The organism is Bacillus sp. 3103sda1, from assembly GCF_024159135.1.
Taxonomy (GTDB): domain Bacteria; phylum Bacillota; class Bacilli; order Bacillales; family Bacillaceae_G; genus Bacillus_A; species Bacillus_A rhizoplanae.
Genome location: NZ_JAMYWS010000001.1, coordinates 2257062 through 2274861, shown reverse-complemented (window position 1 = coordinate 2274861; position 17800 = coordinate 2257062). Strand labels below are relative to the sequence as shown.

The following is a 17800-nucleotide window of genomic DNA, read 5'->3' as shown; positions in this document are numbered from 1 at the left end:
CTCATTTTTTCTTAGCTTAGGCCTCTATAGCTATACTTAGCTAAAAAGGGGATATGTTCTGTTAATCTCTTGTACATGTAGAACACCAATTGTACTAAAGGCTCCAATTTTTTTGAGAACTGCATAACCAATATACTTGTCCCATATGAAACAAGAGCACCGCCAATCACATCTGCAGGATAATGGACTCCGACGAATATACGGGAAATGCCAACAATGATAGCCCATACTAATACGGGATATTTCCACGAATCGTTTCGTAGCAACAGCGTACATGCTATAGAAAATACTAATACCGAATGATCACTTACAAATGAAGAGTCAGCAGGATGCGATATTAATTGATGAACATGATGTGCCACGAATGGACGTGGATGGTAGTAGACAAGGTGAAGGATTGCGTTTATGGACAATCCAAGTAAGCAAGAAAAGACAATGTATATAGCTGTATACTGTTTCTCTGCTCTTTTTTCTTTGTTTGCAGTAAACCATAGAAATAACATAAATGCGATTACGACATAAGGGACGCTATTAGTGATGAATATCATACCTCTATCTAGAAAAGAGGAGCGACCGGCCAAATCGTTAATCCATTGAAATATTTCATAGTTCATATTGTTCAGCTCCTTATTTATAGGTTTTGGGTGTCTTATGTAGAAAGATAAAAACGCAAGCTCACCAAAAAACGTGTATTCTGAGTGTATCGTGGGAAACTGAACATCCTATGAAAATTACATTAAAAATGGATTAAAAATGAAAAAGCACCTAGAGTTTAGTGCTATAGTGGTTTATAAATGAAAATAAAAACAAAAAAAGAATGAGGCTCGGAGGAACGACATGGAACATTTTATATCATTATTTGAACAGCACAGTTATATTATTTTATTCACTGTTATTTTGATTGAACTGCTTGCGATTCCGATTTCGGCTGAATTCTTTATGAGTTTTGCCGGATATTTTGTGTTTCAAGGAAAAATGGATTACACTTTGGCCATTCTGACAGCTATTGCTGCTGGAGGAGTCGGAATTACAGTTACATACTGGATCGGAAGGTTAGGAGGCTATAAACTGATCGAGAAGTATGGACGGTATATTCACCTTGGACCTAAGAACTACAAAAAAGTAGCTGCCTGGATGGAACGATCAGGCAGTAAATTGTTGGTAGTTGCTTATTTCATTACTGGGGTTCGGCACTTCACAGGATACGTATCTGGTATTTCAAGAATGCCCTATCGAACCTTTTTTGTTCCAGCATATATAGGGGCAAGCTTATGGGCAATTAGCTTTATTACACTAGGTAAAATTTTAGGGCCGCGCTGGCAGGATTTTCATAAATTGGCCGGACAATATCTCATCTACATTGTCCTTGGACTCGCTATCGTTATCGGAGGGTTACTAGTTTATAAATTTTACAAAAAACAAATCAAAAACTTTTTCGTACGACTGCTTAATCGGCTTATTTCTTACTTTCGAACCATTCGAGCAACGGAAGTGTTCCTTATCAGTCTTACACTAGTCTTATTAGGAATGATAACCTTAATGTTGGGAATGGCACAGGATTATTTATATAATGAGTTTACTCAGTTTAATGAGGTTACTATATATATTGTTCATTCTATACTTCAAACAGGTTGGACAAATAGCATGAGCAGATTCCTATCGTTGCAGTCACCTATCGCATTTAGTATTCTCATTATTATTACGATTTTAGCCATTTGGAGAAAAGGAAGGAATAGATGGCTTGAAGGCCTCTTACTTATCGTTTCCATACTTGGAGCGCATATGTATCATAATGCGGTCACACACACACTGTCTTATTTTCATTTTATTGGAAAAGAAGCGGCAACTCGTTCTTCTACTTTTCCGGATGAAAAAGCAACAATTACCATTATTGTGTATGGCACCTGCTTATTTCTAATGGTACGTCATATGAAGAATAAATATATACAATTTGTTCCCCCTCTTCTGGGTATATTGCTTTTACTATGTATAGCAATTGCAAACATTGGGTATTCTCATATACTTCCAAGCGATATCGTGGGTGGATATGTATATGGCGCGGTGTGGATGTTCTTGAATTTCTTGCTATTTGAGATGTTTCGCCTTATCGTAAATAAGCAAATTTAATATTCAGTGCATACAGGAATATGACAGACAATGAATGTAGAAAGAAGAGGAGATTATGAACAAACGGATTTTAGTTGTAGAAGATGAAGTGCAAATAGCAAGGGTACTACAGTTAGAACTGGAGTATGAAGGGTACGAAGTATTAGTAAAATATGATGGGAAATCAGGATTAGAAATAGCCTTACACGAAAATTTAGATCTAATCTTGCTAGATGTAATGTTGCCAGAATTGAGCGGTATAGAAGTGTTACGACGATTAAGAAAGGCTGGTATCCATGTACCAGTAATCCTTTTAACAGCTCGAAATACAACATTAGATAAAGTTATGGGCTTAGATCAAGGGGCAAATGATTATGTTACAAAACCGTTTGAAATGGAAGAACTTCTTGCGCGGGTACGTTCAAGCATTCGTTCAAACACCATGATTACAGCTGGTGTTCCGTTAAATGAACAAACACCTCTTTTATCCATTGCTGATTTGTCGATAAATATGGATACGAGAGAAGTGACAAGGAACGGGAAATCCATTTCACTAACTCCAAAAGAGTATGATTTATTAGTATATTTACTTACAAATAAAAACAAGATTGTAACACGTGAAGGTATTCTTACTCATGTTTGGGGATATGAATACGAAGGAGAAACGAACGTAATTGACGTGTATATTCGTCATCTTAGAAAGAAGATAGACGAGGAGTTTTCTTCTCCGTTAATTCATACGATCCGGGGAATAGGGTATTCCATAAGGGAGAAATAAGATGAAGATCACGACAAAAATTAATTTGTTAACGACAGCTTGGCTATTTTGTATATTACTCATTATAAACGTTGTTGTATTTTTTGCTTTTATGAAAACGACTGTAAATATGGAAGAAGAAGTGCTGTTTGAAAAAGCGAACGATATTATACAAGAACTTCATAAACAAAATACAACGACGCTAACAGAAGACAAATTAAAATCATATTTAGTCGAGCATTCCTTCATTCGGATTATAGATCCTGATTCTCAAGTGATTAGCCAAGTCACGGATGATAAACATTTATCTAATATAGAAGCTAAATTCTCTAAAAAATCTGAGTCACAGTTATACAAAATTCGAGAGGAACAAATCTTAATCACTCGCGTTCCCATTACTTCGGATAATCATGTTGTGGGCACATTGGAGATTGGCGAGCGATTAACCGGACTTGAAACGAGAAAAGACATTTTATTATCTATTCTTATCGCTTGTTCCGCTATCGCCATTATATTATCTCTTCTCAGTGGAAGATGGTTGTCAAATATTATTATGCGACCTATTTCTAATATGATTAAAACGATGGAAGATATTGAACAAAGTGGTGTTCCAAAAACAATAGCTATTCATAAACAAACAAAGGATGAACTTGAAAAACTGGCTACAGCGTTTAATCTTATGATTAAGAGGCTACAAGAAAACTCTGAAAAACAGAAACAATTTATTTCAGATGCCTCTCATGAACTAAAGACTCCTCTTACAGTCATTAGAAGTTATGCCAATTTAGTAAGAAGACGAGGCATCCAAAACGAAGAAATGACAATAGAAGCGATTGAGGCAATCCATTCAGAAGCAACTCGAATGCAAAGAATGACGGAAGCGTTATTGGATTTAGCAGCATCAGAAAAAGAAACTGTTTTAGAAATAAAATCATCTGATTTAGTATCACTATGTCATAGCATTCTACAGCAATTTAAAGATGTTTATAGAAGAGAAATTACACTCCATTACGATCAAGCACCTATCATGGTTAAAATGGATGAGCTGAAGATAAAACAAGTCATCATCATATTGCTCGATAACGCTATTAAGTATAGTTCTGACAAAATTGAAATTTTCTTGGACAAGAATGAAAATCATGCTGTGATACGAGTAAGCGATTATGGTATCGGTATACCGAAGGAAGAAATAGAGCATATTTTTGAACGATTTTACCGGGTAGATAAAGCAAGGAGTCGAGAGACAGGAGGAACGGGATTAGGACTAGCTATCGCAAAAAATATTATGAAACAGCATAAGGGAGAAATCAAGATACGAAGCGAGGAAGGAAAAGGAACAGATGTGGAATTACTTTTACCTGTTTCCTCTATGAATGAATAAAGTAGTGAGACTAAAAAATAATAGTGAGGATAGATTTTAGAAATCTAAATCATCGTTTTATTTGGTTTCTTTAATTTCTACACTTTTTACGTTTGGTCATCTCTCTGATGCATCATGGTAGATATTTAGGTCTATGGTTGCCTGCATTTAACATGTTGTAATCGCTGCATTATTGATGATAGGCATGTGTATTTAAGGAGGATTTTTTTAACGAAATGAAATTGAAATTACAACTAACTCGCGCGTTTTTTATTAGTCTTTTGTGCGCTATTGCATTTGGGCTCATTGCACTGCTTATAAGTGACCAAAAAATTGTTGGATTTGACAATGCTGTCATTTCTTTTATTCAAGGACTGGAATCTCCAACACTTACAAGTATCATGAAGTTCTTTACTTTTATCGGGTCGGGATTACCCGTTGTTTTTCTTACGTTAGCTATAATCCTTTTTTTATATAAGGTTTTGCACCATCGAAGAGAATTGATTTTATTCGTGTGGGTTGTTATTGGATCGGCACTTCTAAATTGGATATTAAAGATGATATTTCATCGTGCCAGACCGACTATTCATCGCATTGTTGATGCGAATGGATTCAGTTTCCCTAGTGGTCATTCGATGGCGGCATTTAGTTTGTACGGAATCGTCACTTTTTTGCTGTGGCGGCATATCAAAAGTTCATTTGGTCGTGTTATTTTAATTTTAATTAGCGCAACAATGATTCTTGCTATTGGCGTAAGTCGTATATACTTAGGAGTTCATTATCCAAGTGATGTACTGGGAGGTTATCTAGCTAGCGGATCGTGGCTTACCACTTCAATCTGGGCATATCAGTTATATGAAGAAAGACGTTATAAAGCAACACAAAATTAACATGAAAGTCGTTAATTGATGCAGGAATTCTACTGTCCGTTAGTGCGGGATAAAACAATTGAATAATAAAAATCAATGGCTAATTTCATTTACCGTATTTTTACAATTAATAAAACACAAAAAAGAATAAACATGTGGATTAACTCCTATTCATTCAAATAGAGTAGAAAAGAGTAGTATAGGACATAATTACATTTGAAAAGACGTTAAGGAGATGATTCAGATGGAAAAACAACCTACTAATAATAAAAAAACAAACATTAAAAAATTAAATACTGAAGAAAATGCTATTTACAGCGATCCAAAAGATGCAAGTAATATGCAGCCAGTACCACAGCCGAAAGACTATGATGAAATAGAATATTAATTAATTAGCAAAAAGAAACCGAAACGATATTGTTTCGGTTTCTTTTTCAATGTACTGTTCACTTAAAAGAGAATTTTCTTATTTTTAAGCTACTCAACAGATAGTGATAATTCAATAAGGGGTACCTTCACATCCTCATCAAGCTAAAAGATTTCATAGCTTACAAACAAAAAGAATGATATTCTATCCGTAGACTATTTGTAATAATTTCCTTTTACTTTTTGGTTTTAAAGAGAAATGTATCTAAATCTCTTTAAAACAAACGAAAAATTTTAAAGCGGGGGACATAGGACCATGATTCAGTATAAAGATAATCACATAACCATCTTTCAAAGCGCTCTTTATCAAACAAACTCAGTTATTATAGAAACTGATAAATTAGTATTAGTAATAGATCCTACTTGGTTACCTAATGAAGTAAATGAGATTCAGAACTATGTTTATAAAAATAAAAAACATAAAGACGTTTACTTACTCTTTACACATTCCGATTTTGATCATATTTTAGGTTATGGTGCGTTTTCTCACATCAAAGTAATTGCAAGTAAGAAATTAAATGATACCCCCGACAAGCAATCAATTATCAATAGTATTAAAGATTTTGATGATTCCTATTATTTAACAAGAGAATATGAAATAAAATTTCCAAATGTAGATATTTCAATTAGCAAAGAATATGAGGAATTAGAAATAGGAGACATAAAATTTTATTTTTATCATGCTCCAGGTCATACTGAAGATGGCATTATTACAGTTCTCGAACCATTTGGTATCGTAATAGCTGGAGACTACTTATCTAATGTGGAGTTTCCGTATATTTATCATAGCAGTGATGACTATTTAGCAACTTTAGAAAAATTCGAATCTATAATAGAGAAATATGACATTAACATCTTAATACCGGGACATGGTGGATTTACAAATGATAAAACAGAGATGAAAAAGAGAATATCCGAATCAATTGATTATATTTTACAAGTTAAACAGTTACTACTAGAAGACAAACAAGAAGAAACATACGCCCTCATAAAAAAATATAATTATCCAAAAGCAATGAAAAAATTTCATGATTATAATCTTACCTTGTTAAAAAAAGAGTTAGCATTATAAAGTAATCTCTTCTTTTATTCCAAGCCATATAAAAAACACTCAAGAGTGATTAAAGGGATTAGTCCGTCTGTTCACTCTCCTACAGAAAAACCGATGAAAATCTCATAGGTATGGGAAAAAGACAGTCTTTGATATATTAGATGTCATTTAAATTTGTATCAAGTTTGACGATTAAGCACCTTAATTTTTAAAAAAGTGAAACTCGTTAAACTTTCCTTACATAAGCTTAGCTTAATCGTGATGTGGCTGTCCTCCAATAATCATATTAGATGACAGCTTTTTGGTGTTATTCCTGATTATCAGGCGGAAGAGAAAGAAAGACTAATGAACCAATGAGTTCAACTGAAATGCTAAAATCGTCGTTAATTGTAATTTCTACACATGCAACTAACGGTAACGTAATGATGATTACGTTACCATCAATTGAAACCCCTGGTGTACATGTGTCGTAGTCACTTATAGAAAGCTCTATTTCTGTCTCTGGAGCAATTAAAATTTCTAAGCATATATTCATGCATTGTTCGAATGAATAAGCTATTGTAGACCTCTCCTTTCCAAATAACCCATAATTCCTATGTAGATAGACACATAAAGTAGCGTTTATAAGAACAAGAATGAATAGAAAAGTTCACGATATGTTGGCTATCTTTTTAATTACATCTTTGAAGGTAGTTCTCATACCATTCTATTTAAATGTATACCCTCTTGATTGGACATGTTATCTATTTATCAAAAATAATGTACGTAGTAAGGAAATGATTGGGGAAATAATCTAGAGTAAAAAACACTATATAGGCTATCTCCTTAAAATGAAGAACAATAACAATGCTTCTTAGATGGTTTGCTGTTAAGAAGCTACTTAGTTCATAAGGATAAAGATCGGCGAAAAAATCATCTTAACATAGGTAATTTATTGGAGGTTTTATCATCTCTTATGTGGAATAAAATCTTATCCATACATTACTAATTTTTTAGGGGGGAATTGTAATGAATTTTAAATTAGCCTCTGTAACACTAGCCACAGCTTTAACATTCAGTGCTCTCGCAGGAAACACTGTGTTAGCACAAACAAAAACAACAAACAACTCAGCTCAAACGGAAAAAAATTACTTGATTGCCTTTAAGAAAGATTTACCAAGCAATTATCAATCTATTATTTCGAATGCAGGTGGACAAGTTATCCGCGCCATTCCTGCCATCGGTGCTTTAGAAGTAAAGTCGAGCAATGCTTCCTTTTTAGATAATTTGAAAGGGGTTTCTTCTATCCAAGCTGCGAATCAAGAGATTGTCCATGCTTTAGATAAAGAAGAAATAAGTCCAGCAGCAGCGGACGGAATGCCCGTAACCGATATCCCGCAGCCAGAAAATATAGATAGCTATTGGGACTATCAATGGGATATAAAAAATATAACGAAAGACGGCGCATCCTATAAGATTAATGGTGGAACTGGAAAAGGAGCAACAGTTGGTGTAATTGACAGCGGTATTGACGCGAATCATCCTGATTTAATAAAAAACTATACCGGCGGCCAGAACTTTGTACCAGCTGGCGAAGACGAAACTGAAACAGGCGATTCTGCTGATGTAATGGATCGCGGGGGACACGGAACTCATGTAGCAGGATCAATTGCAGCGAACGGTAAACTAAAAGGGGTTGGACCAGATCTTAAAATTCGTTCATATCGTGTTTTCCCTGAATCGGGCAGTGCACCAACAGCTTGGATTGTAGACGCTATTGTTGCTGCTGCAAATGATAAAGTAGACGTTATTAATATGTCTATCGGTGGATTTGATAGCTTGAAATACTATTCTAAAGGACAAAGATATAACGATGTTGCCGATGTTCTTCTTTGGAAACGTGCAATTGAGTACGCTGTACAAAAAAATGTAACAGTCGTAGCTGCCGGTGGAAATGAGTCATTGAATATGAATGATAAAAAGATGGTAACTGATTACTTAAATAAGGAATACGGATCAGCTGACCTTATTTTTAAAGGTCCATCCGTTGAAACTCCTGGTCAAATTCCGGGTGTAATCACTGTATCTTCTTCTAATCAATGGTCAACTGATAAAATTGCATTCTACTCTAACTATGGAAACAGCTTTATTGATGTAGCGGCACCAGGCGGTGATAATGGTCCTACATATGCTGAGACAGGCGATTTAAACCAGCGCGATTTTCATTATCGTGCATTAAGTACATGGCCAACATATTTAGAGCCATATTTTACTTCAAATCTGCATAACTACGCTTTACTTCACGGGACATCAATGGCTTCGCCAAAAGTAGCGGGGATTGCAGGGGTTATTAAAGCAGCTCATCCAACATACTCTCCTGCACAAGTCGCAAACTTAATCAAGCAAACAGCAAAAGATTACGGTAAACCAGGACAAGATGCTTTATTTGGAGCTGGTGAGGCAAATATTTATAATGCGTTATCAAATATAAAAAAATAATCTAGAAAATTTAGGATACTGATACACTTCTCAAATGATTCTATTCCTTCAGACATTACATTTATTATAAGTCCGATATAACCTTAATACGGTTAAAATCGGACTTTTTTACGTGAAAACAAACTTATTAATGTGGTTTAATTAGCGAATTTTAAATAAAACTTTATAAATTTGTATACCTCATCCAACCACTCTCAGATCGTTCCGCATTGTACTTACCGTAAGATAAAAGCTTCATCGCCGAACGATTAGCTGCATGAAAAACTAAGCTCAGTTTCCACTCCTCATCCATTTCATCAGGATAGGCTGTGGATTCGTAAACATAATAAGCCGCCATAATGCAAGGGATTACTTGCTTTGGCTCAAATTCATAAGTATTTGCATCATCAACAACCAAATCAATGACACTTCTTTTTCCAGGTTGAATTTCTTTTCGGAGCAACTTCTTTACCGTCTCTGGTACTAATTCTAATATCTCTTCCCTCATGGTAGTCATTTTTTAGGTCTTTCAGCACGAAGTATCGCATCATTTGTTGGGGTGTTAGGTACATAATTCCCATGGCTGTCGATGCTGTGTGCTTCCTTATCGTATTGTCCATTGGCATTATGTTTCTTTGTTGTGAACGGGTCTTGATTGTGTCCCATGATTGTCACCTCCAATAAGAATAGTATGTGCTAACAAGTATATATTTTGCCTAAAAGAAAGTTCACAAAAAGTGGAAACAAGAGTTGTACATCTCATCAATTCATAGTGAATTTACTTAGAAAGAAAGGAACAATTTTATCTGTATCAAATTGTTCCTTTCGTACAAAATAGGTACAAACTTAAAAAAGGAGGATCATTTATGACGAACCGAAATGATAATCGAGAACGCAAAAACAAATATCCTAACAACTTAAAAAACGATACTGAATTCTCCAAAGATGTAAATATTAGAAGCGAAGTGACGAAAAAAGATTTAAATAAGTAATGGTTTGAACTATTAGATATGAAAAAAGCTTGGATTTAATCAGATCCAAGCTTTTTCATATAACAAAAATTCAGTCATACTTCTTATAAAATAGAACAAATTTCATTTACCGTATTTTGGTAAAAAATAAAAACAATTAAATACATAAAGAAAAAGAATACACAAACCATATTTCATGAAGGATGTGTAAATCATTATTGAATATAAAAGAAAGAGGGGAATTTCACCATGAAACTAACACCAGAACAGCGTATTCAATTGCATGGATTTAATAATCTTACTAAATCATTAAGCTTTAATATGTATGATATTTGCTATACAAAAACAAGAGAAGAAAGAGAAGCCTATATAGAATACATAGATGAACAATATAATGCAGATAGATTAACAAAGATTTTAAAAAACGTATCTGACATTATAGGTGCACACGTATTAAATGTAGCCAAACAAGACTATGTTCCACAAGGAGCAAGTGTAACAATTCTAGTTTCAGAAGGCCCAATTGTAGAAGTTCCAACTGAATCATTTAACGAATCACCCGGACCTCTTCCCGGATCGGTCGTCATGCAGTTAGATAAGAGCCACATCACGGTTCATACGTATCCTGAATATCATCCCAATGAGGGGATTAGTACGTTTAGGGCCGATATCGATGTGTCTACATGCGGAGAAATTTCACCACTTAAAGCATTAAATTACCTTATTCACTCATTTGATACGGATATTATGACAATTGATTACCGAGTGCGGGGATTCACAAGAGATATAACAGGTAATAAATTATTTATTGACCACGAAATAAGCTCAATCCAAAATTACATCCCAGAGAATGTAAAAAATTTATATGATATGATTGATGTTAACGTATATCAAGAGCATATTTTTCATACGAAATGCAAACTAAAAGAATTTGACCTAAACAACTATTTGTTTGGATATACACAGGAAACATTATCTATAAACGAACAAGAGGAAATTACAAGGAAATTAAAAGTGGAAATGGATGAAATATTTTATGGAAAAAATATAAATCATGGCTCAATTGAAGAGAGTTCAAATGAATGAGACATCCAAAGTGGCAGTTAAAAAGCAGGGAAACAATCCCCTGCTTTTTTGCTTTTAGTTATGAAAAAGGCTTTTCGCTCTTATGGTCAGTACTCGAAGTATTAAAGAAAGGTGTTCTTCATTTTTTGTCGAAATTGAAATTTGGTATAGATCCAATAAAGAAAGGGATAAAAATGAAAAAATGCGAGCAATTAATTTCATGGGTAGAACATATAAAAGAACGAAACCATAGCTCCGCAGCAGCACTTTTTATTATGAAAGACAATAAAGTTGTATTGGAGCATTATAGCGGAACCCATTCTAATACAAAAAATAGCCCTCCTATTACAGCGACTTCACAGTTTAATGTTGCTTCTGCAAGAAAGAGTTATTTAGGACTTGCGATTGCCTATGCAATTTATGAGGAGAAAATTAGGAGTTTAGATGATTATGCTATAGATTACTTCGAAGAATATGATAAAACTTTACTCGGTAAGACAACTTTAAGACATTTAGTAACACATTCTCACGGTTTACATATGAGTGACAATGGAATCATTTATCGAGAGTTTCAACCAGGAGAGGAATGGGCTTATAGAGGCGTTAACATCGAAATGATGACACATCTAATCTGCAAATTATACAATAAAAGTTTTCCAAAATTGCTGAGAGAACGAGTCTTCATACCTGCAGATTTTAAGGAAACAGCTTGGCAAACAACAGATCATGAAGATTTAGTAAAAGTAGTAATAAATCCAAATGAAGAAGCTGTATGTAAGATAGGGGTATCAGATGATGGAACAGAAACAAATCTTTTTGTCTCCGCTAGGGAATTCGCTTATTGGGGAAATCTTCACTTAAATAAAGGGTATATGAATGGAAAACAAATCGTACTGAAAGAAGTCATTGAATTAGCAACACAAATACAAAGTCCTGATTATAAAAATAAAGATTTACCGCAGAACGGATTATTTTGGTTTGTTCAGAATACACCAGCATTACAAAGTGAAATCGGTGAAAGAGTTCCAAAAGGATCTTATCAAATATTAGGTGTGACAGGACCAACAATTTTAGTTATTCCTGAATATAATGTCGTTGTCGCAAAAATGTATAACAAAAGATATAACTATGGAGGAGAGAATTATCTTTACTACTTACGAGAATTTAGCAATAGAGTTGCCGATATATTTGCTCACTAAATGTTCATACAAACTGTTACTATAGGGGGCACCATATCAAAAAAAAGAAAATTGTACGTTTAGACACAATTTGGACACATTAATACTTTTTTATAGGTTTTTTGTCTCGTAATGGCCATAATTTAATTAACTCCATTTAATTTTTCCATAATAAAGATGACATAATTCTAAACCCTAAAGGGAAAATTTTATTAATGAAAAGCTTTATGCAGTAAATTTTATAAAAAAGGTGATCGAATGGAATTGTCTAACGAAAGCAAAACTTATCATGCTGGAGATATTGTCTATGTTTTTTATCGCAATCCCCACACTCAGGATGTAGCAAATGTACAAGCCGCAGCTGTTGTAAATAACCCTAATACTCCTAATGAATTAGCATTGTTTCTTTATGAAACTTATTATCCACTTTCACATGAAATGGCTGTTTATTCTACAGAAGAAGAGGCAAACCAAGCTTACAACTACTATTATGGGGATGCTTCAGAAGGGATGCTAGAATGAATAATCCATTCATGCCTAAACTTGTATACTTTGAACCCAAAGCACTGGATTATCCATTAGGGAGAGAGCTTCATGAAAAATTTGCAAAGACGGATGTTGAAATTCGGCATACTACTTCTCATAATCAAGTGAGAGATCTCCCAGGAGAAAACGATTTTCAAAAGTATCGGGTAGCAAAATCTACTCTTGTCGTGGGCGTTAGAAAAACACTAAAATTTGATACCTCAAAGCCTTCAGCAGAGTATGCTATTCCGTTTGCAACAGGCTGTATGGGCCATTGTCATTATTGTTATTTACAAACAACAATGGGAAGTAAGCCATATATCCGTACCTATGTAAATGTCGACGAAATTCTAGAAGCTGCTGACAAATATATAGAGGCACGTGCGCCTGAACTGACAAGGTTTGAAGCCTCCTGTACATCCGATATTGTGGGAATTGATCATTTGACCCATACCCTCAAACGCGCAATTGAACATTTTGGAGAATCCGAGTATGGAAAATTGAGGTTTGTTACAAAATTTCATCATGTAGATCATTTACTTGATGCAAAGCATAATGGAAAAACAAGATTTCGGTTTAGTGTAAACGCTGATTATGTTATTAAAAATTTTGAGCCAGGAACTTCTCCACTAGCTAAAAGGATTGAGGCAGCTGGAAAAGTAGCAAGAGCAGGATATCCCCTCGGATTCATTGTTGCTCCTATTTATCTTCATGAAGGTTGGAAAGATGGATACTATCAGATGTTTGAGCGTCTTGATGCTGAATTACCCCCTGATGCACGTGATGATATCACGTTTGAATTTATTCAACATCGTTTTACAAAGCCTGCTAAGAGAGTGATTGAAAAAAATTATCCAATGACAAAATTGGAATTAGATGAAGAGAAAAGAAGATATAAATGGGGAAAATACGGAATTGGAAAATACATTTATCAAAAAGAAGAAGAAGAAGATATAAAGAATTATCTTTATTCTTATATGGAGAAGTTCTTTCCCAATGCAAAATTAGATTATTTCACATAGAAGAATAATAATTAAGTAGAGGTATTTAAAATAGCTCCACATATTTTCCACAAAGCAGGAAAATACTAATACTTGATTTAATACTTTAATTTCAAAGTATTAAATCATAATTACTAACTGCGATACTAGGAGGACGTTACTATGAATATTCGTGAAGGATTAATTCCAACTACACTAGGTACAGCAGTTACAGCTGCGGGTTATGCCCTTAAGCAAACTCGTGGGTCTAATAAGATGATTGCAAATACAGTATTTGGATTTGGTTTAGCTCACGTTGTTTTAGGTGTAATTGATCTTGTGGAACATCGTCGTTAGAAGATAGGGCAAGCACCTTTTGATGCTTGCCTTTTTAATATCGAAAGTGTTTATTAATTTTTAATTTTGTTTATTTTATTAAGGTAATCCAAAAATTAGCTACATATGTATACGAAAAGGATTTTGTTATCTAGGTTAAAGGAATGGGCTCGTTCCTTTCAAAAGTTACTGACTGCCAAAGAAATATTAAAAGAGCCCAATATGCCTGCTTTATCCACTTTTTATGAAGCGTTAGTCAATTTGAAGTGAACCCAAAATGTAAGGCACTCTTTTTAAAATATATATAAGAGTATTGTAGAAAAAATAATTAAGAAGCAATCATAATTACTTACTTAATCCGTTCCAATAAAAATCAACAATTTGTTGTGCTAAATCTTCTATATCAGGGATAAGGGGATTTTGATCAACATCTTTGTAGTCTCCAACGTATAGTAAAGCAACAAAGGCGTGAGCACTTAAAAGCGTGTGCCTTTTAGGGATCTCCCCTTCTTGTATCGCTTTATCTATGGTTTGTGCCAAAACTTCATACATTTTATCTTCTGCATCTTGCATTTGTTTTAAGTGCTTATCCGACAGGGAAATCTTTGCATCCCTCATAAAGCTTTTTATATCAATGTCCATTGTAGCGGTTAAATGGATTTTTGCAACATCAAGTAAGCGCTCTTTAAGAGGCTTATTTGTCGAAAGAATCGTATACATATTTTCTCTAATTCGAACCATCATTTGAACCATTGTATCAGTAAAAAGATCAGCCTTAGTAGCATAATAATAGTAAACGGTTGCCTTTGTCACATCACATTCTTTAGCAACATCATCCATAGAAACAATTTGATATCCTTTATTTAAAAATAAATTTGTAGCAATGGTTACAATTTTATCTTTTGTAGATATAGTATTTTTATTTTGACGTGGTCTTCCCAAGGGACGCTGTTTGTGTTCCAATTCTATTCGCTCCTGACTTTTCAAAGTTAAAACTATTATAGCATATTTATATAATAGTTCTTGATTAATTAACTGACTAGTATATATAATTAATGCAAATATTTAGTTAGAAAGGGGGATATTTATGAAAAAACATCCTCTATATACTTGGGGACAATTGGTTGGGGGACCAAAAGCAAGGTGGATTACTCTTTTGGTATGGGTCTTATTAACCTTGGTTTTATCATTTACATGGCCAGCAGTTAATACAGTTGAAGATGAGACGGCTCCAAATCTTCCTGAAAGCGCTATGTCACAACAAGCTAATCGTTTAATTAAACAGGAGTTTCCTAATGATGCTGGAAACCCCGCGCTTATCGTTTGGCATAGAGACAAGGGTTTAGAAGCGAATGACTTTAAGGCAATTCAAGATACTTACAACCAGCTTAAAAACACACCATTAAAAGGTCAATCCATGTTACCGCCATTTGATACAATGCCACAGCAAACATTAGCAAAGAGTGTTTCAGAAGATGGTACGTCTCTAGTAACTCCTGTATTTTTTAACACAACAGCAGGGACAGATATTCTTCAAGAGAATATGAATGAATTGCAGCGTGTTATAAAGGATACTTTGGCAGATGATCCTTTTAAAAGAAAAATTTCTGATTCTGGTCTGCATGTTCGTCTCTCAGGGCCAGTTGGTATTCAGACTGATGCAGTAAGCTTATTCAGTCAGGCTGATGTAAAATTACTTGTTGCAACAGTGCTACTTGTTTTAGTTTTACTCATTCTTCTGTATCGCTCGCCACTTTTAGGAATCTTACCTTTAATTGTAGTTGGGTTTGCTTATGGGGTAATTAGTCCAACTTTAGGATTTTTAGCAGATAAAGGATGGATTACTGCTGATGCACAAGGAATTTCAATTATGACTGTACTTTTATTTGGAGCTGGTACTGATTATTGTTTATTTCTTATTTCAAGATATAGAGAGTTTTTATTAGTAGAACAAAATAAATTTAAAGCTTTGCAACTTGCTATCAAAGAATCGGGTGGGGCAATTATTATGAGTGCTCTTACAGTAGTAGTTGGATTAGGTACCCTTTTACTTGCTCATATTGGTTCTTTCTATAGATTTGCAGTACCATTTAGTGTTGCTGTGTTCCTAATGGGGATTGCCTCATTGACGCTTTTACCCGCATTACTAGCTATTTTTGGGAGAGTAGCATTTTTCCCATTCATTCCAAGAACAAAAGAAATGAATGAAGAATATGCTAAGAAAAAAAGGAAAACAATTAAGTTAAAGGAATCGAAAGGGTTCTTAAGTAAAAAACTTGGAGACCTTGTTATTCGTAAACCATGGACAATTATCCTGTTAACACTATTCTTATTAGTTGGGTTGGCTTCATTTGTTCCACGTGTCCAATTTACGTATGATTTATTAGAATCATTTCCAAAAGATATGCCTTCACGTGAAGGATTTGATTTAATCTCTAATCATTTTTCACCTGGTGAGTTAGCACCTGTACAAATTGTTGTTGATACAAAAGGAAAAGATGTATCTGTCAAAGAAGAATTAACAAAACTTTCTTTTGTAGATCAAGTAACAGAACCAGTGCAAGGAAAACTGAATAATCAATTACAAATGTTTGAAGTTTCAATAAAAGATAATCCGTATTCTATTGAGGGGATGAATAAAATCCCTGAGTTAAGAAAAAGTTTAGAACAGGTAATGAAAAGTGCTGAAATAAGTGATGCTAATAATTACATATGGATTGGAGGAGAAACGGCTACATTATACGATACGAAACAAACAACTGAACGTGATCAAAATGTGATTATTCCTGTTATGATTGGTATTATTGCATTATTATTACTTGTTTATTTACGTTCTGTTGTGGCGATGATCTACTTAATTGTAACAGTGGTATTATCATTCTTCTCTGCATTAGGAGCAGGGTGGTTACTACTTCACTATGGTATGGATGCTCCTGCAATACAAGGGGCGATTCCTCTATATGCATTTGTGTTCTTGGTAGCATTAGGAGAGGACTATAACATATTTATGGTTTCTGAAATATGGAAAAACAAAAGAAGCCAGCCACACCTTGAAGCAGTCAAAAACGGGGTAGTTCAAACAGGTAGTGTTATTACGTCTGCTGGTTTAATCCTAGCAGGAACGTTTGCGGTTTTAGCTACACTACCAATCCAAGTACTTGTTCAATTTGGTATTGTTACAGCAATAGGAGTACTACTAGATACATTCATTGTAAGACCACTTCTTGTCCCTGCCATTACAGTGGTTCTAGGACGATTTGCATTTTGGCCGGGTAAGCTTTGGAAGAAAAAAGAGAGAACAAAAGTAGATGCTTGAAAATATTATAAAATTAAAAAACCAAGGAAAATTAATTTTCCTTGGTTTTTTATTAGAAATAAAATATGTATACAAAATAAAAGTAGTATCTAAATACTAATTACTTTTCAAATTTTCGTTTTTGGGTGTTCTTTGTCTTCTATATCAGTTTCAGGCATTCCGTACAATCCATTCATGGCTTGTTCTACTGGTTGAAGTCCAGTTATTGTAGTCTCAGACTTTAAGTTTTTTGAATTGTTACTCTTTTCTTTTTTAGAATGTGGAAAATTCATTTTTATACCTCCAAACACTAAATTTTTTAAAAATAAAAAGCGTATGAAAGAGTTTGGCAGATAAACAAATGTATTATCTGTCAATTGAATGAACAATTATTTGAGCTATTAATGTAATAGCATATACATAG

The 17800-nt window shown here is 34.2% G+C and carries 20 protein-coding genes; 14 read left to right on the top strand and 6 right to left on the bottom strand.

Annotation, left to right across the window (positions count from 1 at the left end; genetic code table 11):
* Positions 1-11 precede the first annotated feature (11 nt).
* A complete protein-coding gene (locus tag NKR74_RS11305) occupies positions 12-614 on the bottom strand; it encodes an undecaprenyl-diphosphatase (protein WP_098310276.1) in 603 nt (200 codons plus the stop codon).
* Between the two features lie 223 nt (positions 615-837).
* On the opposite strand from NKR74_RS11305, the gene NKR74_RS11300 reads away from it, so the two are divergent.
* The 6 genes from NKR74_RS11300 to NKR74_RS11275 all read left to right on the top strand — a co-directional run bounded on the left by NKR74_RS11300 (position 838) and on the right by NKR74_RS11275 (position 6590).
* Positions 838-2127 carry a VTT domain-containing protein gene (locus tag NKR74_RS11300; protein ID WP_253629600.1) on the top strand — a complete coding sequence of 430 codons (1290 nt, stop codon included), beginning with the start codon at positions 838-840 and terminating at the stop codon, positions 2125-2127.
* 55 nt (positions 2128-2182) lie between these two features.
* On the top strand, positions 2183-2884 hold the full coding sequence (locus tag NKR74_RS11295; RefSeq protein ID WP_253629599.1) for a response regulator transcription factor: 702 nt from the start codon (positions 2183-2185) through the stop codon (positions 2882-2884).
* 1 nt (position 2885) lies between these two features.
* A complete protein-coding gene (locus NKR74_RS11290; RefSeq protein ID WP_098310273.1) occupies positions 2886-4244 on the top strand; it encodes a HAMP domain-containing sensor histidine kinase in 1359 nt (452 codons plus the stop codon).
* 215 nt (positions 4245-4459) lie between these two features.
* Positions 4460-5113 carry a phosphatase PAP2 family protein gene (locus NKR74_RS11285; protein ID WP_098310272.1) on the top strand — a complete coding sequence of 218 codons (654 nt, stop codon included), beginning with the start codon at positions 4460-4462 and terminating at the stop codon, positions 5111-5113.
* Positions 5114-5336: 223 nt separating this feature from the next.
* Positions 5337-5480, top strand: coding sequence for a hypothetical protein (locus tag NKR74_RS11280; RefSeq protein ID WP_253629598.1), 144 nt, complete (start codon positions 5337-5339; stop codon positions 5478-5480).
* A 294-nt stretch (positions 5481-5774) separates the two neighbouring features.
* Entirely contained in the window at positions 5775-6590 is an 816-nt protein-coding gene (locus tag NKR74_RS11275; RefSeq protein ID WP_253629597.1) for an MBL fold metallo-hydrolase, read from the top strand.
* A 286-nt stretch (positions 6591-6876) separates the two neighbouring features.
* Here NKR74_RS11275 and NKR74_RS11270 read toward each other — a convergent pair whose 3' ends face one another.
* Positions 6877-7104, bottom strand: coding sequence for a hypothetical protein (locus NKR74_RS11270; protein WP_098310269.1), 228 nt, complete (start codon positions 7102-7104; stop codon positions 6877-6879).
* A gap of 473 nt (positions 7105-7577) precedes the next feature.
* Here NKR74_RS11270 and NKR74_RS11265 point away from each other — a divergent pair, with 473 nt between their 5' ends.
* A complete protein-coding gene (locus NKR74_RS11265; protein WP_253629596.1) occupies positions 7578-9047 on the top strand; it encodes a S8 family serine peptidase in 1470 nt (489 codons plus the stop codon).
* A 163-nt stretch (positions 9048-9210) separates the two neighbouring features.
* On the opposite strand, the gene NKR74_RS11260 is transcribed toward NKR74_RS11265, so the two are convergent.
* The gene (locus NKR74_RS11260; protein ID WP_253631133.1) at positions 9211-9534 is read right to left on the bottom strand and encodes a hypothetical protein; all 324 of its coding nucleotides are present in this window, start codon (positions 9532-9534) and stop codon (positions 9211-9213) included.
* Between the two features lie 5 nt (positions 9535-9539).
* Complete coding sequence (locus NKR74_RS11255) at positions 9540-9692, bottom strand: hypothetical protein (RefSeq protein WP_253629595.1); 153 nt, start codon at positions 9690-9692, stop codon at positions 9540-9542.
* Positions 9693-9892: 200 nt separating this feature from the next.
* On the opposite strand from NKR74_RS11255, the gene NKR74_RS23930 reads away from it, so the two are divergent.
* The 6 genes from NKR74_RS23930 to NKR74_RS11230 all read left to right on the top strand — a co-directional run bounded on the left by NKR74_RS23930 (position 9893) and on the right by NKR74_RS11230 (position 14102).
* On the top strand, positions 9893-10018 hold the full coding sequence (locus tag NKR74_RS23930) for a hypothetical protein (protein WP_255258154.1): 126 nt from the start codon (positions 9893-9895) through the stop codon (positions 10016-10018).
* Between the two features lie 228 nt (positions 10019-10246).
* Positions 10247-11083, top strand: coding sequence for an adenosylmethionine decarboxylase (gene speD, locus NKR74_RS11250; RefSeq protein ID WP_253629594.1), 837 nt, complete (start codon positions 10247-10249; stop codon positions 11081-11083).
* Positions 11084-11256: 173 nt separating this feature from the next.
* The gene (locus NKR74_RS11245; protein WP_253631132.1) at positions 11257-12261 is read left to right on the top strand and encodes a serine hydrolase domain-containing protein; all 1005 of its coding nucleotides are present in this window, start codon (positions 11257-11259) and stop codon (positions 12259-12261) included.
* Between the two features lie 237 nt (positions 12262-12498).
* Entirely contained in the window at positions 12499-12762 is a 264-nt protein-coding gene (locus NKR74_RS11240; RefSeq protein ID WP_253629593.1) for a transcriptional regulator SplA domain-containing protein, read from the top strand.
* Complete coding sequence (gene splB / locus NKR74_RS11235) at positions 12759-13787, top strand: spore photoproduct lyase (RefSeq protein WP_253629592.1); 1029 nt, start codon at positions 12759-12761, stop codon at positions 13785-13787. The genes NKR74_RS11240 and splB overlap by 4 nt, the downstream gene beginning before the upstream one ends.
* A 141-nt stretch (positions 13788-13928) precedes the next feature.
* The gene (locus tag NKR74_RS11230; RefSeq protein WP_001025956.1) at positions 13929-14102 is read left to right on the top strand and encodes a hypothetical protein; all 174 of its coding nucleotides are present in this window, start codon (positions 13929-13931) and stop codon (positions 14100-14102) included.
* A 324-nt stretch (positions 14103-14426) separates the two neighbouring features.
* On the opposite strand, the gene NKR74_RS11225 is transcribed toward NKR74_RS11230, so the two are convergent.
* Positions 14427-15044: a TetR/AcrR family transcriptional regulator gene (locus NKR74_RS11225; RefSeq protein ID WP_253629591.1), complete on the bottom strand. Its 618-nt coding sequence runs from the start codon at positions 15042-15044 to the stop codon at positions 14427-14429.
* Positions 15045-15168: 124 nt separating this feature from the next.
* On the opposite strand from NKR74_RS11225, the gene NKR74_RS11220 reads away from it, so the two are divergent.
* The gene (locus NKR74_RS11220; RefSeq protein ID WP_253629590.1) at positions 15169-17397 is read left to right on the top strand and encodes an MMPL family transporter; all 2229 of its coding nucleotides are present in this window, start codon (positions 15169-15171) and stop codon (positions 17395-17397) included.
* Between the two features lie 107 nt (positions 17398-17504).
* Here the strand turns inward: NKR74_RS11220 and NKR74_RS11215 are convergent, their stop codons facing one another.
* Positions 17505-17669, bottom strand: a complete 165-nt coding sequence (locus NKR74_RS11215) for a DUF4021 family protein (RefSeq protein WP_018767739.1) — start codon at positions 17667-17669, stop codon at positions 17505-17507.
* Positions 17670-17800: the final 131 nt, after the last annotated feature.

Bases quoted from the DNA above. Each gene is read 5' to 3' on its own strand.
- NKR74_RS11285 (WP_098310272.1), top strand. From the start codon at position 4,460: ATGAAATTGAAATTACAACTAACTCGCGCGTTTTTTATTAGTCTTTTG.
- NKR74_RS11260 (WP_253631133.1), bottom strand. From the start codon at position 9,534: ATGAGGGAAGAGATATTAGAATTAGTACCAGAGACGGTAAAGAAGTTG.
- NKR74_RS11290 (WP_098310273.1), top strand. From the start codon at position 2,886: ATGAAGATCACGACAAAAATTAATTTGTTAACGACAGCTTGGCTATTT.
- NKR74_RS11240 (WP_253629593.1), top strand. From the start codon at position 12,499: ATGGAATTGTCTAACGAAAGCAAAACTTATCATGCTGGAGATATTGTC.
- NKR74_RS11305 (WP_098310276.1), bottom strand. From the start codon at position 614: ATGAACTATGAAATATTTCAATGGATTAACGATTTGGCCGGTCGCTCC.
- NKR74_RS11280 (WP_253629598.1), top strand. From the start codon at position 5,337: ATGGAAAAACAACCTACTAATAATAAAAAAACAAACATTAAAAAATTA.
- NKR74_RS11230 (WP_001025956.1), top strand. From the start codon at position 13,929: ATGAATATTCGTGAAGGATTAATTCCAACTACACTAGGTACAGCAGTT.
- NKR74_RS11255 (WP_253629595.1), bottom strand. From the start codon at position 9,692: ATGGGACACAATCAAGACCCGTTCACAACAAAGAAACATAATGCCAAT.
- speD (WP_253629594.1), top strand. From the start codon at position 10,247: ATGAAACTAACACCAGAACAGCGTATTCAATTGCATGGATTTAATAAT.
- NKR74_RS11270 (WP_098310269.1), bottom strand. From the start codon at position 7,104: ATGAATATATGCTTAGAAATTTTAATTGCTCCAGAGACAGAAATAGAG.
- NKR74_RS11300 (WP_253629600.1), top strand. From the start codon at position 838: ATGGAACATTTTATATCATTATTTGAACAGCACAGTTATATTATTTTA.
- NKR74_RS11265 (WP_253629596.1), top strand. From the start codon at position 7,578: ATGAATTTTAAATTAGCCTCTGTAACACTAGCCACAGCTTTAACATTC.
- NKR74_RS11215 (WP_018767739.1), bottom strand. From the start codon at position 17,669: ATGAATTTTCCACATTCTAAAAAAGAAAAGAGTAACAATTCAAAAAAC.
- splB (WP_253629592.1), top strand. From the start codon at position 12,759: ATGAATAATCCATTCATGCCTAAACTTGTATACTTTGAACCCAAAGCA.
- NKR74_RS23930 (WP_255258154.1), top strand. From the start codon at position 9,893: ATGACGAACCGAAATGATAATCGAGAACGCAAAAACAAATATCCTAAC.
- NKR74_RS11295 (WP_253629599.1), top strand. From the start codon at position 2,183: ATGAACAAACGGATTTTAGTTGTAGAAGATGAAGTGCAAATAGCAAGG.
- NKR74_RS11275 (WP_253629597.1), top strand. From the start codon at position 5,775: ATGATTCAGTATAAAGATAATCACATAACCATCTTTCAAAGCGCTCTT.
- NKR74_RS11220 (WP_253629590.1), top strand. From the start codon at position 15,169: ATGAAAAAACATCCTCTATATACTTGGGGACAATTGGTTGGGGGACCA.
- NKR74_RS11245 (WP_253631132.1), top strand. From the start codon at position 11,257: ATGAAAAAATGCGAGCAATTAATTTCATGGGTAGAACATATAAAAGAA.